We start from the raw sequence: 15,089 nt of genomic DNA, 5'->3' as shown, positions 1-15,089 counted from the left end.
AATGGAAAATATAAAAGTGAGGTGATAATATATGAAAAAGATTGGCGTACAAAAGGGTTTGTCTACAATTGCAGACTACTTAAGTTCACAAGGATATTCAGTAGAAATTTTGGGAGAAGATTTTCAGAATAATATTGCAAAGTGTGATAATTTAGATGCTATTGTTATAGCAAACTATAATACAAACATGATGGGGTTTAGTGACAGTTTTACTCAAGTTCCTATTATTAATGCAGAAGGATTAACACAAGAGGATATAAAGAATATAATTGATCAGAAAATCACTAGATAACAGTTTTTTATAGTTGCAAAATTATTGCAAAGCAAACCTCCTTTGTCAAACTAAAATTAAATTTTAGGACTGAAATTAGAACAAAGGAGGTATTATTTGAATATTACAGGGAGACAAGCTGTATAAAAAATCGAATGAACTGTGATTAAATAACAACAACTAAGATTGGTTGTGCAAAAAAATAATAACTTTAGTGATTTTATTTTTTATAAATTATTGGGAAAAATATCTTGGTATTTACAAATTAGAAAGCATATAGTATTATAAATTTGCATATAGTAAAAAATACCTTTATGCGAAAATTTAATAAGTAGATTAATTATTGAATAATAACCACAAATACCGATTGGTGTAAACAATTACGAATTTTTGTGGTTTTATTTTATGGTTAAATTTTAAGGGGGTATAAAAATGCACATTCCAGACAATTATCTAAGCCCATCAACATGTGCTGTTATGGGAGGAGTAATGGTTCCAATATGGAAAAAGGCGGTTGAAAAAGTAAAGAAAGAGGTTACTAGAAAGAAAATGCCACTTATGGGTGTAGGGGCATCGCTTTCATTCTTAACAATGATGTTTAATATTCCATTACCAGGTGGTACCACTGGACATGCCGTTGGCGGAACATTATTAGCTATTCTTTTAGGTCCTGAAGCAGCCTGTATTTCTATAACTATAGCGCTTTTAATTCAAGCATTATTGTTTGGAGATGGGGGTATTTTAGCATTTGGAGCAAATTGTTTTAATATGGCGTTTGCTATTCCATTTGTAGGGTATTATGTTTATAAATTTTTAAAAGAAAAGTTGAGAACAGAAAAAGCAGAATATATAGCAATTTTTATTGCTGCATATATAGGTATAAATATTGGAGCATTATGTGCGTCAATAGAATTTGGTATACAACCTTTATTTTTTAAAGATGCAGCAGGTATGCCATTATATTGTCCATATCCTTTAGCAATTACAATACCATCAATGATTATCCCTCATCTTTTAGTTGCAGGCTTTTTAGAAGGAATTATAACAGTTGGAGTATTAGGGTTTATAAAAAAAGTTTCGCCAGGTAGTATATATGAAGGCGCTACTACAAAGATGAAACCTATATATGCTTTTTTAATATTAGTAGTATGTTTAACTCCTTTAGGATTATTAGCTACAGGAACAGCTTGGGGAGAATGGGGAACTGATGAGATAAGTTCAGTGATCACAGGAGGTAAGGAATTAGGTTTTGTACCTAAGGGAATGGAAAATGGATTTAATTTTAATACATTAATGCCAGAGTATTCAATTAAAGGACTTTCAGATAACTTTGGGTATATTCTGTCAGCAATTGCAGGAGTAGCAATACTTTTAATAATATTTAGAATAATAGCAAGTATGAAGAAGGATACTAAAAGCGTGAATGATTAAGTGCAGTAAGAGAGGAAGTTATAAATGCCAGAATGGCTTTTAAAAAAAGATGATTATGTACCGCCAAAGGATAAAGATGCATTTATAGATAAAAGTATTATTTCCATATTAGGTATAGTTATAAAATTTACCAAGCAGACAGAATATAGAAAAAAGAGAGTTGAAATCAATGCTTTAGTTAAACTTATTTCAACACTTATATTAATTGCTTTTATTTCTTTAACAAAAAATTTTACATTTGTTTTAGTTGTTACTGTATTTATGCTTGTGTTAATTAATTTTTTTAGGATTAATGAGATAAAACATATTTTAAAAGTAAGTTTAACAGTAGCAGTTTTTACTTTCATTATCTTTTTGCCATCAATTTTTTTAGGGTATGGTAATAATATCTTAATGATTACACTAAAGATTTTAGTTTCTGTTGCTTTTGTTAATATATTGGCTTTTACTACTCAATGGAATGATTTAATAGGTGCATTAAATGTATTTAGAGTACCGAATATGTTTATATTTGTTCTAGATATTACTATAAAATATATTTTGATTTTGGGTGAGTTTTCCTTGAATATGGTTTATGCACTTAAGTTAAGATCTGTAGGAAAGAGTAATAGTAAAAGTACATCAATTTCAGGGATTGTAGGAACTATGTTTATAAAGTCTAAAGAAATGGCAGAAGAAATGCATGGTGCAATGGAATGTAGAGGTTTTATAGGAGAATATAAAGTCTATAAGAAGTTTAAATTAAAACTACCTGATTATATTTGTATTATATTTAACTTAGCTTTTATACTAATGTATTTTTACTTTGATAGGTTGTGATTTTATGATTGATATAAAGAATGTTTCTTATAAATATGAGACTAAACAATATGCTCTAAAAAATATAAATTTTCATATTGCTGAAGGAGAAGCTATTGCTTTAATAGGAGTAAATGGAAGTGGTAAATCTACTTTAATGAAGTTAATTAATGGCCTAATAACACCAGATGAGGGGAGTTATTTTTTTGAAGGAGAAGAAATTAATTATAAGAAATTACAAAATGAAAGTTTTTCGAAGGCTTTTCATAAAAAAATAGGTTTTGTTTTCCAAAATTCAGAGGTGCAGTTATTTTGTTCTAATGTTTACGATGAAATTGCATTTGGTCCAAGGCAAATGGGAATGGATGAAGAAGAAGTTAAAGACAGAGTAGAGGATACTTTAAAGCTGCTAAAAATTGAAGAATTACGAGATAGACAACCATATCATTTAAGTGGTGGAGAAAAGAAAAAGGTGGCAATTGCTTCAGTTGTGGTTTTAAATCCAGATGTATATATTTTTGATGAACCTATGAATGGACTTGATCCTAAAACTAAGAGATTTTTAAAAGAATTTATGATAAATATAAATAATGTAGGGAAAACAATTTTATGTTCTACTCATGATTTTGAATATGTACAAGGAGTATTTAAGAGAGCAGTTGTTTTTTCAGAAGATCATACAATAATTAGAGATGATAATTACAATGAAATAATTAATGATACGGAATTTTTATATAAAAATAATATTATTTAATATAAGATTAAAATAAAGATTAGCCTCTTGATTTTTCAAGGGCTTTTTATTTTTTAGAGAAAATTATATATAATCTATGGATAATTTTTTAAAATTAAAAAATTTTATAGTCAAGGTAGTGAATTTTTATTTATATAAAATTATATAAGATTATTTTTTATTTCGTATAGAAAATAATCTTTGTTATGAATTTATAAAAATAAATAATATAAATTTTAATAAACATTGAATTTTAATAAAACAATATTTGCTAGAATCGAAAATGTAAAGATTTGACCATAATAGCATTGTATAATATAATTATGAGGATAGGGGGAAGGTAACGTTTTCATATATACCTATACATTAAGTAAATTAGGATAAATATGAGAATTATACTTATTTTATATTTTATTTTTAGGAGGTAAATTATTATGGGCTTTTTGTATGAAGCAACAAGTTTTACTAGTTGGGCAATTTGGCTTTTTGTTCTTTTTTCTTTAATGGCTTTTAATGAGTTTGGTCGTTCGACTAAATGGGGAGGTATTATACTTTTTGTAATTGTTCCAATAATTTTAACAATATTTATTTGGCCAACAACTGCAGCACCAGGAAATGAATATGGAACAGGAACTTGGTTTAACTGGGTAAAAACATACTCGGCTTTAGCAGGTTGTGTTTGGTTTATGGTTCTTAGATACAGCAAGTCACTTGCTAAGAAGAAGTGGGCAATAACATTACCAGCAGTTATATTAGCAGTTAATATCCTTGAAGCATCTATTCGTGATTTTCAATGTTTTTCATATGGTGCATGGAATGGAGCGTATGTAGATAACCTTTGGGTAATGTCAGGACCATGGAATATAATGAATGGTATAGCTGGATTACTTAACATAGTTACGATATGTGGTTGGGCTGGAGTATTTATATCTAAGGATAAAACAAAAGATATGATATGGCCAGATATGATCTGGGCTTGGATACTAGCTTATGATTTCTGGAATTTTGCATATACTTATAATTGTATAGCAGATCATTCATTTTATTGTGGACTAGCATTATTGCTTTCATGTACTATCCCTTCTTTCTTTATTAAAAAGGGAGCATGGTTACAACATCGTGCGCATACACTTGCTTTATGGATTATGTTTGTCATGACTATACCTCAATTTGCAGATCGTATAGCTCCTGTTCATACTACACATAATTCAACTGCATTTTTCATTGTAAGCTTAATATCATTAAGTGCAAATATTGCTTTAGCAGCTTATCAATTCAATAAGATTCGTAAAAATAAGCTTAATCCATTAAAAGATGAAATCTTTGCAGATACTAAAACATACAAGCAAGTAGTTGCAGAAAATGTATAATTAATAATTGATTTTATAATAGAAACTATGTCAAATCTTTAGTTAGATTTGACGTAGTTTTTTTCTTATATTACAGTTTAATTTATAGTTATTGTAGTCTATTATAATAAATAAAGTAGTTATATGTGGGATAAATTCGTATGATTTACAATTAATGGTGTAGGATTTGCGTTTAAGGAAGCAGAGATACCTGAAGAATTTATTGTAAAATAGTGAATTTTTATAAATTGACATAATCTACTTTGTATGGGGTAACATAATTATATTATTTTATATAATTTATATTGCTTTTTAGGTAATTTTAAAATAAGAAGAGTATTTTGGAGGGGCCATGAAAACTGTTATAAAAAAATATCATGTTATTTCTTTAATTTTATTAATATTGTTTTTAGGATTAAAAAATATAGGATATTCACTTTATTTGCTCAAAAACCCTGATATAAATAGTTCTTATATATACATACTGAATTATTTTTTATTAGGATTATGTTTTATGTTTATTACGCAAGGTCTACTAAGGAGATTAAGAGCTGTCTGGCTTGTTAATATGTTTCTTATATTTTTAATTATTATAAGGAATTTTTTTCAAAATGCATATTTTAAAGAAAATATTGTTTTATTAGGCTATATATTAATATCTTTATTATTAGAAAGTACTTGGTTTAAAGCGAAAACAAATTTTATAAGACTAAAACAAGCAACTATTGTATTAGCTATTTTGATGATTGTAGATGTTATACTTAAAGTGAATTGGGGAAGTAATTTTAGTGATATGATTATTTATATAAATCTTTCTTTAATACTAATAATCACATTACTAGTTTTAAGGCCTATTGTGTTAAGGTCAGAACATCATTTTGAGGAGCGGCTTAAGGTTCAAGATTTATTAAATAGGGTTGAAACAAATCCAGTTTCAGCTATAAATTTAGAGAACAATAGACAATACTTTTTTGCACAAGGATATGATGGTGTTATTGGATATGTATTAGTTAATAATATGGCAATGGTAGTTGGGGATCCTATATGTGATTTTACTAAGATGGAAGATATTTTATTGGAGTTTAAAGAGTATTGTTTTAATCGTTCATTATCAAGTTGTTTCTGTCAAATATCTTCAAAATATAGAAATGTTTTTGAAAAGGTTGGATTTAAATTACAAGAGTGTGGAAAGGAAGCTATTATCGATTTAAATACTTATAATATAAGTGATTCTATAATAGGTTTTAATGATAAAGTAGATAAACTAGAAATAAAAATAACAGAGTATAAACCAGCTATTAAGCATGATAAGTATATTGAAGATCAAATATACGATATATCTGATGAATGGCTAAAAATGAAAGGAAGCAATGAACTTTCTTTTATGAGAGGAACAATCTCATTTGATTATCCTTTTGAAAAAAGATATTTTATAGCTAAAACTATAGATGATAAAGTATTAGGAATTGTAGTATGTTTACCATATAAATTTAAAAATGGTTATTTTATTGATATGGTAAGAGAATGTAAAGATGCACCTTATGGGATTAGAGAAAATCTTGTTATAGAGATTTGTAAAATTTTAAAAGAAGAGAAGGTTAAAGAAGTTAGCTTAGGTTTGGCACCATTTGTAGACATAGAGTACAAAGACAACACTGAAAGCACATTTTTATATAAGGCGTTCAAATTTATTTATAAAAAAATGAATTCTATTTATGATTTTAAAGAATTGTATGATTATAAGAAGAAATATAATCCATCACTGTGGGAATCTAGATATATAGCGGTTTCATCTGAAATATCTATTCCGTCATTAGGGTATGCAATGATGAAAGCTAAGTATACTAAAGGGGTTAAGGAATTTTTTGTTAGTATATTAAATAATAATAAAACTTAAAGTAGATTAAACACTTGGTCATTCAAGTGTTTTTATTTTTATAGATAAAAAACTTTTGATTTAATTAACAGTGTATCCATACATTTGAAAATATTCTTTTGGTTTGCTATTGTGAAGATAGTAAATTTTTTAGGAGGCTATTATGGAGAGAGTAAACTTAAACAAAAACCTAGCACAAATGTTAAAGGGTGGAGTAATAATGGATGTTACTAATGCCAAAGAAGCAGAGATTGCAGAGAGAGCTGGTGCTTGTGCAGTAATGGCACTTGAAAGGGTTCCATCTGATATTAGAAAGCAAGGCGGAGTTGCTAGAATGTCAGACCCTAAGATGATAAAAGAAATTCAACAAGCTGTTTCAATACCTGTTATGGCAAAAGTTAGGATAGGACATATTGTAGAAGCACAAATCTTACAGGCATTAGATATTGATTTCATAGATGAAAGTGAAGTTTTGACACCAGCTGATGGACGTTATCATATTGATAAAAAAACTTTTAGTGTACCTTTTGTTTGTGGTGCAAAAGATTTAGGAGAAGCTTTAAGAAGAATAGGTGAAGGTGCAGCAATGATTAGAACTAAGGGTGAAGCTGGGACTGGAAATGTTGTAGAGGCAGTTACACATATGAGAACTGTTAATGAAGGTATTCAAAAAATAGTTTCTGCACCTAAAGAAACTTTGATGACACTTACCAAAGAATTTAATGCGCCTTTCAATTTAGTAGAGTATATTTGGGAAAATAAAAAATTACCTGTTGTTAATTTTGCAGCAGGAGGTATTGCAACACCTGCCGATGCAGCGTTAATGATGCAATTGGGCTGTGATGGAGTTTTTGTAGGGTCTGGGATATTTAAATCTGAGAATCCCGAAAAGATGGCTAAAGCAATAGTGGAGGCTACTACTCATTTCAATGATCCCAAAATACTAGCTGAAATATCTGAAGGTTTAGGGGATGCAATGGCTGGAATTGAGATATCAAACTTAAATGATAAATATGCAACAAGAGGTTGGTAAAAGTGGTTATTGGAGTTTTAGCATTACAGGGTGGTGTTGAAGAGCATATAAATCAGATAAAAACATTAGGATATGAGGGTGTGGGTGTAAAGACAGAAAAGGATTTAAACAATTTAGATGGTTTAATATTGCCTGGTGGAGAAAGTACGGCTATAAGGAAGTTACTTGATTATAGAAATATGTTTGACAGAATAAAAGAATTAATTATTTCTGGATTGCCAGTTTGGGGAACCTGTGCTGGAATGATTCTTTTAGCGAAGGAACTTGAGGGAGATACTACTTCACATTTTGGGGTTATGGATATTAAGGTTTTAAGAAATGCCTATGGTAGACAATTAGGTAGCTTTGAAGCTATTGAAGTAATAGAACAAATAGACAAATATCAACCTATTCCTATGGTATTTATTAGGGCGCCTATAATAAAAGATATATTAAGTGATGATGTAGAAATTTTATGTAAGGTAGATAATAAAATTGTAGTAGCGAAACAAAGGAATATGCTAGTTTCATCATTTCACCCAGAATTAACTGATGACTTAAGATTTCTCAAATATTTTATTGAAAAGATGTGTATAATTAAATATAGTTAAATTTATAAAAAGAAATTGACGGATTTAAAGTTTTCTGATATGCTAGAAAAAAATAATTATGTTAAAGTTTTATAGGGTTCCGCAGAATAATATCTGGTCTGGTCCAAGATAAAACGCACAGTGTATCTGTGTTCACGGAAGGACAAAAGCCTGGGAGATATTAAAAAATATCCTCCTAGGCTTTTTTATATTTAAAATGAAAGGGGTGAAGAAAAATGCAATGGGTATACTTGGTTGTAGCAGGTCTATTTGAGGTTTGTTGGGCAATAGGATTAAAATATTCTCAGGGTTTTACGAAGCTTATCCCTAGTGTATTAACTATAATAGGTATGATAGCAAGTTTTTATTTTTTATCATTAGCATTAAATGATATACCTTTAGGAAATGCATATGCTATTTGGACTGGTATTGGTACAGTTGGAACTGTTATTTTAGGAATAGTACTTTTTAAAGAAGCAGTTGATTTAACAAGATTAATTTGTATTGGATTCATAATAGTTGGTATTGTAGGATTAAAATTAGTAGGATCACATTAGTGAATTTTTTTAAAAATAATGAAAAGTGTAAGAACCTTGATTTATCAAGGTTCTTACATTTATAAATGTATATTAAAATATCTTATATAGAGTGAGAAGAATAGGTGTCTTATTTGCACAAGTAACAACTTTGTGATATAATAAAGTTGTTACTTATGGCGGATTTAAAAAAATATAATTAAAAGGAGGACACCGAATGATTGAATTTATTAATATAAAAAAATCATATAAAGATAAAACTATAATTAAAAATATGAATTTAAAAATTAATAAGGGAGAGTTTGTAGTTTTTATAGGACCTAGTGGTTGTGGGAAAACAACCTCTGTAAAAATGATAAATAAGCTTATAAAAATTACTTCAGGAAAAATATTAATAGAGGGTAAAGATATAGAAAAGGAAGATACTATAGCTTTAAGACGAAAAATAGGTTATGTAATACAACAAACGGGATTATTTCCTCATATGACAGTTAAAGAGAATATAGAGTTAATTCCTAGACTTGAAAAGTTGGATTCGAGTGAAATAGAAGAGAAAACTATAGAACTATTAAAAATGGTTGGGCTAAATCCAGAAGAGTATATGGACAGATATCCAAGTGAATTAAGTGGAGGGCAACAACAAAGAGTTGGAGTAGCTAGAGCATTTGCTACAGATCCGGAAATAATACTTATGGATGAACCATTTAGTGCTTTAGATCCGATAACAAGAAACGGACTTCAAGAAGAATTATTTAATTTACAAAATGAATTAAAGAAAACAATTGTTTTTGTTACACATGATATGGATGAAGCGTTAAAACTTGCAGATAAAATATGCATAATGGGGAATGGTGAAATAGTTCAGTATGATACCCCTGAAAATATTTTGAGAAATCCAGCTAATGAATATGTTGAAGAATTTATTGGGAAGAATAGAATATGGAACAATCCAGAATATATAAAAGCCAAGGATATTATGATAGAAGATCCGGTGGCAATAAGTAGTAAAAGAACTATACTTCAAGGAATTGAGATAATGAAAAATAATAAAGTAGACAGTTTACTTATTACAGATAAAGAAGGTCATTTAGAAGGATTGGTTACATTAAAAAATATAAAAAAGGATCCGAACAAAGTTTTAAGATTAGAAGAAATAATGGAACAAGATATTATAGCAGTTGAGGAAGATGACAATCTAATTGATATATTAGAAACTATGAATAAAAATAATATAGGTTATGTTCCAGTTATCAAAAAGGATAGAAAACTTGCGGGACTAATTACAAGAAGTAGTTTACTTTCAATTCTTAGTGAACAATTTATAGAAATGGAGGTGAACTAATAATGAATGAATTCATAAATTTTATCATTTCTAGAAAAGAACAAATCTTAGAATTACTATGGCAACATATGCAGTTAACTGTTTTTGCAGTTTTACTTTCTATAGTTATAGGTGTTCCATTAGGAATCTTAATTACTAGAGTACGTAAACTTTCTAAACCTATACTTGGAATTGCAAATGTTGTACAAGCAATACCAAGCTTAGCCTTACTAGGTTTTTTAATTCCAGTATTAGGAATAGGTAGTAAACCAGCTATTGTTATGGTAGTGCTATATTCATTACTTCCAATCATAAAAAATACTTATACAGGATTAACGAATATAAATTCGGATATTTTAGAAGCTGCAAAAGGTATAGGAATGACTAAGACACAAATTTTAAAGATGGTACAATTACCATTAGCTCTACCTATAATGATGGCTGGTATAAGAATATCGGCAGTTACAGCAGTTGGATTAATGACTATCGCAGCTTTTATAGGTGCTGGTGGATTAGGATATATGGTATTTTCAGGTGTACAAACAGTTGATAATAACATGATATTAGCCGGAGCTATTCCTGCATGTATGTTAGCGTTATTAATAGATTTTATAGTAGGAAAGATTGAAAAATCAGTATCTCCAAATGGCATTAAAAGTGCAGATGGAAGTATAAATATAAGAAAAAAGAGAAAAATAAATAAAAAGGTAGTTTTGGCTATAGCGGCATTATTTATATGTACAATTTTAGTTACTACATTTTATAAAAGTAATGATAAAAAAATAGTGGTAGGATCTAAAAATTATACAGAACAATTGATTTTAGGAAATATGTTAGCTGATTTAATAGAAGAAAATACAAATATTAAAGTTGAGAGAAAGTTAAACCTAGGAGGTAGTCAGGTTACTTTTGGTGCAATACAAACAGGTGAGCTTGATATGTATATAGAATATACTGGAACAGGTTTAGTTAATATATTAAAAAAGGATGTAGTAAATGATCCTAAAAAGGCATATGATATTGTTCATGATGAGTTTAAGGATAAGTATAACCTTAAATGGCTTGAACCATTAGGTTTTAATAATACGTATGCATTGGCAGTTAGAAAAGATACCGCAAAAAAATATAATTTAGAGACTGTTTCAGATTTGGCAGGAATAAGTAAGGATTTGATAATAGGACCTACTATAGAGTTTGCCAATAGACAGGATGGTTATTTAGGTTTATCAAAAGAATATAATATAAAATTTAAGGATGTTAAGGCTGTTGATGGAGGATTACGATATAAGGCTATAAATAATAATAAAAGTGATGTAACAGATGCTTTTTTAACAGATGGACTTTTAAAAGCCTTTGATTTAAAGGTATTAAAAGATGATAAAAATTTCTTTCCACCTTATTATGCTGTTCCTTTAGTTAGGGAAGATACACTAAAGAAATATCCGGAGTTAAAAGATGTTATAAATAAATTGTCTGGTAAGCTTAATGATGAAACAATGAGGGATTTAAATTATAGAGTTGACGAATTAGGAGAATCTCCAGAAAGTGTTGCTAAAGACTTTTTGAAAAAACAAGGATTAATTTAAAAAATAATAAATAATTTAAAAGATAATAATAAATAATTTAAAAGATAATAATAAATGCCTATTTAAAATATAAAAGTTTTAAATAGGCATTTTATTTTTATTCAGATAAAAATATTTTTATAGAATTTGATATACTTTCTTCACCAACTACTAAAAGAATATCTCCATTTTCAAATGTTGCATAAGGACCAGGAGATAGTATCAATCCGCCATTCCTTTTTATGCCAACTATTGTGGCACCTGTATTTTGCCAAAAATTAACCTCGGCAATAGTTTTTCCAAGTAGTTTACAAGTAGAAGGTATTTCAATTTCTAAAGGAGTAATTGGATCTATATTTTTTAATCTACCAGAATAATCAATAATTTTATTCACTGTAGATAGAATATCCTCTTCTAATGATTTCTTTTTGTTCATAAGCGAATTTAAGTGTGTTTTAAAGTAAGCAATGCTTTCAACATTTTGGAACTTATTAATAAATAAGAATGCATTTTCTTTAGAAAGTACAGTAATTCCACTTCCTTTTGTTGATTCAACAACATTCACATCTTCAAGTAATTTTATAGATCTTCTTATAGTTTCTGGAGAAACATTATACTCACTTGCTAATGTAGATCTGCCATGAATTTTTTTTCCTTCTAAAATGTCACCGCTATTTATTCTACTAGCTATATCTAAAGCTATTTTTTGATATATAGGTATTGAACAGTTATTACCCATTAAAGCCATCCTCCGTAATGATACCAGTCATATTATTATAAAAGTAGTATATATATATTCTAGTTATATTACAATATTAAGTCAACATTATCTGGTTATAACTAAATTATTAGATATAAATATATTGTAGTATAAATAAAAATTGTATATAGTAAAGAAAAATAAAAGTTTTTACAAAATGGAGGAATATAGATGAAAAAAGTATTGATTACAGGGGCTGGGAGTGGCTTGGGATTAGAACTTGCTAAATGTTATGCAAAAGAAAAAAATCATGTTATATTAGTTGGTCGTAATAAAGAAAAATTAGAGAAAGCAGTTGATGAAATTACCAAAAGTGGAGAATCAGCAGAATATTTTATTTGTGATATAAGTAATATAGAATCAGTTAAAGAATTAGTTGAATATATTTGTATTAAACATAAGACTATAGATTATTTAATAAATAATGCAGGAATAGGAATTTTTAATCCAATATCAGAACTTACTGTAAATGAAATTAATAAAATGATAGACATAAATGTAAAGGGAACAATAATGGTTACGCAAAGGATATTGCCATACATAAATGAGAGAATATTAAATATAATATCTACCGCAGGATTAAAAGGTAAAGTTAATGAATCAGTATATTGTGCAAGTAAGTTTGCAATTAGAGGTTTTACAGAAAGTCTTCAAAAAGAATTTATAGATGAAAAAATTAAGATAACTGCAGTATACATGGGAGGTATGAATACTCCATTTTGGGAAGGTTCAAAGCATATAAAAGATAAAAATAGATTAAAATCAGCTACTGAAATTGCAAAAGAAATTATAATGAAAGATGATGGTAGATTAGAAATTATTATTGGTCAGTAGCTATTTAAAATTCGATATTTTAAGAATAATCTTAAAATATTTTTATAGTTTGTTGGAGGGTTAATTAATTTTCGGTGACTTGGAATACAACGAAATAAGAAAATTAATTAACTCCACTACATTTATACACAGGATTACATGTTCTTAATTTTTTCCTTATCCCAAATAAATAATTCATCAGAATTGTTCAAGGCAGAAAAAAGTTTATCTTTTAAATTAGGAAATTCTCCTCCAAGATTTTTTACAAGATTTTTTACTTCTTGCCTTTTAGTATGTCCATCAGCCGGACAAGGGTTTTTAATAATAGGGTAGTTATACTGGAGAGCGGCTTTTCTTATCATATATTCATCTATGTAAACCATTGGTCTTATCAAACTTAAATTAAATTTTTCCATATATGATTTTGGCGAAAAGCAGTTAATCCTTCCTTCATAAAACATTGTCATAACAAAAGTTTCTACAGCATCATCTTTATGATGTCCAAGGGCTACTTTTGTACATCCAAGCTTCATAGCAGCATCATTTAAGGCACCTCTTCTTAGTTTAGCACAAAGAGAGCAAGGATTTTTTTCTTTCTTTATATCAAAGACAATCTTCGAAATTTCAGTTTGAATTTCATAGAATGGTATATCTAATTCTTTACATAATTTATGTAAAGAATCATTATTAACATTGCCAGGATTTAATGTTATAGCTATAAGCTCAAATTTTTGGGGAGAAAATCTTTGATAGTTTTTAAGTATATGAAGCAGTGTTAAACTGTCTTTTCCTCCAGAAAGGCCAACAGCTATTTTATCATTTTCTTCTATTAAGTTAAAATCATTTATAGCTTGTCTTGCTTTACTTAATAATTTTTGCATTGTCATATTTTATTACCTCAATATATTAGAATACTCCTATTTTATCAAAACTTTATTTATTTAACAAATTCAATAATATTATTTTATACGGTTTCAAAAGTATATATATTATGGTAAAATTAAGGTAAAAAAGAGGGGGAGACTTATGCATATTTTAACAAGTTTAGGTACAAGCTTTTTATTTGGGCTTTTAGGAATAGTTATAATGATACTAGGATATTGGATATTTGATAGAGTTATACCTGCAGATTTTAATAAGGAATTAGAAAACAATAATACTTCCGTAGCCATAGTTATAGCTGGAATGTTAATAGGTTTAGCAATTATAGTTTCAAGGGTTGTTGCATAAGATATAGCTTTAAACACTAGATATTAAATACGTTGTAATATCTAGTGTTGTTTTTTATGCATATGTTAAAAATCATTATATAGTCAGTTGTGTATTTATGGTGTTAAAATAAAAGTGTGAATTTTATACAGGACAAAAATTTTAAAATACTATGGAGGATTTGTTATGAATGTAAGTGACTTAAGAAGACCTACAGAGTTAGCAAAACTTTTTTTAAAAGGAAATATAAAAAATGGAGATATAGTAGTTGATGCTACTATGGGAAATGGAAATGATACTTTGTTTTTATCAGAACTTGTAGGCAATAAAGGAAAGGTATTTTCTTTTGATATACAAGAGATAGCTATTTTAAGTACTAAAAAGTTATTAGAAAATAATAATGTAAATAATGTAGAGCTTATACAAAAGGGACATGAAAATATTGGTGAATATATTTCGGAGGAGATAGCTGCAATTATGTTTAACTTAGGGTATCTACCTAAGGGGGACCATACTATTTCTACAAAGGCTGAAACAACAATTACTGCAATTGAAAAGGGGTTAAAGCTTTTAAAAAAAGATGGAATAATTACTGTTATTATATATTATGGTCATGAAGAGGGACAAATAGAAAAAGAAAAGCTTTTAAAATATTTTGAAACTCTTGATTCGAAAAAATTTCATGTTATGAAGAGTGATTATATAAATCAGTTAAAGCAGCCACCAATTTTAATTACAATAATTAAAAAATAAAATTATATATTATAGTTTTAAGGCGAGGTAATTTGTTTAATTCTCATAATTTCCTCAATGTAAAAGTTTATA

16 protein-coding genes and 1 riboswitch are annotated in these 15,089 nt (G+C 28.1%); of the genes, 14 read left to right on the top strand and 2 right to left on the bottom strand.

Annotated features, from left to right (window positions below):
• The first annotated feature begins 31 nt into the window (after positions 1-31).
• The 11 genes from BUB01_RS01695 (at position 32) to BUB01_RS01645 (ending at position 11,503) form a co-directional block, all read left to right on the top strand.
• Positions 32-292 (top strand): YkuS family protein, encoded by a 261-nt coding sequence (locus tag BUB01_RS01695; RefSeq protein WP_072984641.1) that lies wholly within the window; start codon positions 32-34, stop codon positions 290-292.
• 411 nt (positions 293-703) lie between these two features.
• Complete coding sequence (cbiM, locus tag BUB01_RS01690; RefSeq protein WP_072984639.1) at positions 704-1,702, top strand: cobalt transporter CbiM; 999 nt, start codon at positions 704-706, stop codon at positions 1,700-1,702.
• 24 nt (positions 1,703-1,726) lie between these two features.
• Positions 1,727-2,521, top strand: coding sequence for an energy-coupling factor transporter transmembrane component T family protein (locus tag BUB01_RS01685; RefSeq protein WP_072984637.1), 795 nt, complete (start codon positions 1,727-1,729; stop codon positions 2,519-2,521).
• Between the two features lie 4 nt (positions 2,522-2,525).
• The gene (locus BUB01_RS01680; RefSeq protein WP_072984635.1) at positions 2,526-3,254 is read left to right on the top strand and encodes an energy-coupling factor ABC transporter ATP-binding protein; all 729 of its coding nucleotides are present in this window, start codon (positions 2,526-2,528) and stop codon (positions 3,252-3,254) included.
• A gap of 413 nt (positions 3,255-3,667) precedes the next feature.
• Positions 3,668-4,603 carry a DUF5692 family protein gene (locus BUB01_RS01675; protein ID WP_072984633.1) on the top strand — a complete coding sequence of 312 codons (936 nt, stop codon included), beginning with the start codon at positions 3,668-3,670 and terminating at the stop codon, positions 4,601-4,603.
• 493 nt (positions 4,604-5,096) lie between these two features.
• Entirely contained in the window at positions 5,097-6,479 is a 1,383-nt protein-coding gene (locus BUB01_RS01670; RefSeq protein ID WP_159433195.1) for a bifunctional lysylphosphatidylglycerol flippase/synthetase MprF, read from the top strand.
• A gap of 142 nt (positions 6,480-6,621) precedes the next feature.
• A complete protein-coding gene (gene pdxS, locus BUB01_RS01665; protein ID WP_072984630.1) occupies positions 6,622-7,491 on the top strand; it encodes a pyridoxal 5'-phosphate synthase lyase subunit PdxS in 870 nt (289 codons plus the stop codon).
• Between the two features lie 2 nt (positions 7,492-7,493).
• Positions 7,494-8,081 (top strand): pyridoxal 5'-phosphate synthase glutaminase subunit PdxT, encoded by a 588-nt coding sequence (gene pdxT, locus BUB01_RS01660; protein ID WP_072984628.1) that lies wholly within the window; start codon positions 7,494-7,496, stop codon positions 8,079-8,081.
• 60 nt (positions 8,082-8,141) lie between these two features.
• A riboswitch (guanidine-I (ykkC/yxkD leader) is annotated at positions 8,142-8,240 on the top strand.
• Between the two features lie 56 nt (positions 8,241-8,296).
• Entirely contained in the window at positions 8,297-8,617 is a 321-nt protein-coding gene (sugE, locus tag BUB01_RS01655; protein WP_072984626.1) for a quaternary ammonium compound efflux SMR transporter SugE, read from the top strand.
• A gap of 196 nt (positions 8,618-8,813) precedes the next feature.
• On the top strand, positions 8,814-9,938 hold the full coding sequence (locus BUB01_RS01650) for a betaine/proline/choline family ABC transporter ATP-binding protein (RefSeq protein ID WP_072984624.1): 1,125 nt from the start codon (positions 8,814-8,816) through the stop codon (positions 9,936-9,938).
• Positions 9,939-9,940: 2 nt separating this feature from the next.
• Positions 9,941-11,503 carry an ABC transporter permease/substrate-binding protein gene (locus BUB01_RS01645; RefSeq protein WP_072984622.1) on the top strand — a complete coding sequence of 521 codons (1,563 nt, stop codon included), beginning with the start codon at positions 9,941-9,943 and terminating at the stop codon, positions 11,501-11,503.
• A gap of 97 nt (positions 11,504-11,600) precedes the next feature.
• Here the strand turns inward: BUB01_RS01645 and BUB01_RS01640 are convergent, their stop codons facing one another.
• Positions 11,601-12,221 carry a GntR family transcriptional regulator gene (locus BUB01_RS01640; RefSeq protein ID WP_072984620.1) on the bottom strand — a complete coding sequence of 207 codons (621 nt, stop codon included), beginning with the start codon at positions 12,219-12,221 and terminating at the stop codon, positions 11,601-11,603.
• A gap of 192 nt (positions 12,222-12,413) precedes the next feature.
• On the opposite strand from BUB01_RS01640, the gene BUB01_RS01635 reads away from it, so the two are divergent.
• On the top strand, positions 12,414-13,076 hold the full coding sequence (locus BUB01_RS01635; RefSeq protein ID WP_072984618.1) for an SDR family NAD(P)-dependent oxidoreductase: 663 nt from the start codon (positions 12,414-12,416) through the stop codon (positions 13,074-13,076).
• A 134-nt stretch (positions 13,077-13,210) separates the two neighbouring features.
• On the opposite strand, the gene BUB01_RS01630 is transcribed toward BUB01_RS01635, so the two are convergent.
• Positions 13,211-13,936, bottom strand: coding sequence for a tRNA 2-thiocytidine biosynthesis TtcA family protein (locus BUB01_RS01630; RefSeq protein ID WP_072984792.1), 726 nt, complete (start codon positions 13,934-13,936; stop codon positions 13,211-13,213).
• Between the two features lie 145 nt (positions 13,937-14,081).
• On the opposite strand from BUB01_RS01630, the gene BUB01_RS01625 reads away from it, so the two are divergent.
• Together BUB01_RS01625 and mnmM are read left to right on the top strand one after the other, a co-directional pair.
• Complete coding sequence (locus BUB01_RS01625) at positions 14,082-14,285, top strand: DUF350 domain-containing protein (RefSeq protein ID WP_072984616.1); 204 nt, start codon at positions 14,082-14,084, stop codon at positions 14,283-14,285.
• Between the two features lie 165 nt (positions 14,286-14,450).
• Complete coding sequence (mnmM, locus tag BUB01_RS01620) at positions 14,451-15,017, top strand: tRNA 5-(aminomethyl)-2-thiouridylate-methyltransferase MnmM (RefSeq protein ID WP_072984614.1); 567 nt, start codon at positions 14,451-14,453, stop codon at positions 15,015-15,017.
• Positions 15,018-15,089: the final 72 nt, after the last annotated feature.

This window comes from Clostridium cavendishii DSM 21758, assembly GCF_900141845.1.
Taxonomy (GTDB): Bacteria; Bacillota; Clostridia; order Clostridiales; family Clostridiaceae; genus Clostridium_AG; species Clostridium_AG cavendishii.
Note: the sequence above shows the minus strand (reverse complement) of the source record. Positions and strands in the feature narration are given on the sequence as shown.

Excerpts from the sequence above, each read along its gene's own strand:
- sugE (WP_072984626.1), top strand. The coding sequence starts at position 8,297 with ATGCAATGGGTATACTTGGTTGTAGCAGGTCTATTTGAGGTTTGTTGG.
- BUB01_RS01635 (WP_072984618.1), top strand. The coding sequence starts at position 12,414 with ATGAAAAAAGTATTGATTACAGGGGCTGGGAGTGGCTTGGGATTAGAA.
- BUB01_RS01625 (WP_072984616.1), top strand. The coding sequence starts at position 14,082 with ATGCATATTTTAACAAGTTTAGGTACAAGCTTTTTATTTGGGCTTTTA.
- BUB01_RS01685 (WP_072984637.1), top strand. The coding sequence starts at position 1,727 with ATGCCAGAATGGCTTTTAAAAAAAGATGATTATGTACCGCCAAAGGAT.
- mnmM (WP_072984614.1), top strand. The coding sequence starts at position 14,451 with ATGAATGTAAGTGACTTAAGAAGACCTACAGAGTTAGCAAAACTTTTT.
- BUB01_RS01650 (WP_072984624.1), top strand. The coding sequence starts at position 8,814 with ATGATTGAATTTATTAATATAAAAAAATCATATAAAGATAAAACTATA.
- BUB01_RS01695 (WP_072984641.1), top strand. The coding sequence starts at position 32 with ATGAAAAAGATTGGCGTACAAAAGGGTTTGTCTACAATTGCAGACTAC.
- BUB01_RS01670 (WP_159433195.1), top strand. The coding sequence starts at position 5,097 with ATGTTTATTACGCAAGGTCTACTAAGGAGATTAAGAGCTGTCTGGCTT.
- BUB01_RS01645 (WP_072984622.1), top strand. The coding sequence starts at position 9,941 with ATGAATGAATTCATAAATTTTATCATTTCTAGAAAAGAACAAATCTTA.
- cbiM (WP_072984639.1), top strand. The coding sequence starts at position 704 with ATGCACATTCCAGACAATTATCTAAGCCCATCAACATGTGCTGTTATG.
- BUB01_RS01640 (WP_072984620.1), bottom strand. The coding sequence starts at position 12,221 with ATGGGTAATAACTGTTCAATACCTATATATCAAAAAATAGCTTTAGAT.
- BUB01_RS01680 (WP_072984635.1), top strand. The coding sequence starts at position 2,526 with ATGATTGATATAAAGAATGTTTCTTATAAATATGAGACTAAACAATAT.
- pdxS (WP_072984630.1), top strand. The coding sequence starts at position 6,622 with ATGGAGAGAGTAAACTTAAACAAAAACCTAGCACAAATGTTAAAGGGT.
- BUB01_RS01675 (WP_072984633.1), top strand. The coding sequence starts at position 3,668 with ATGGGCTTTTTGTATGAAGCAACAAGTTTTACTAGTTGGGCAATTTGG.
- BUB01_RS01630 (WP_072984792.1), bottom strand. The coding sequence starts at position 13,936 with ATGCAAAAATTATTAAGTAAAGCAAGACAAGCTATAAATGATTTTAAC.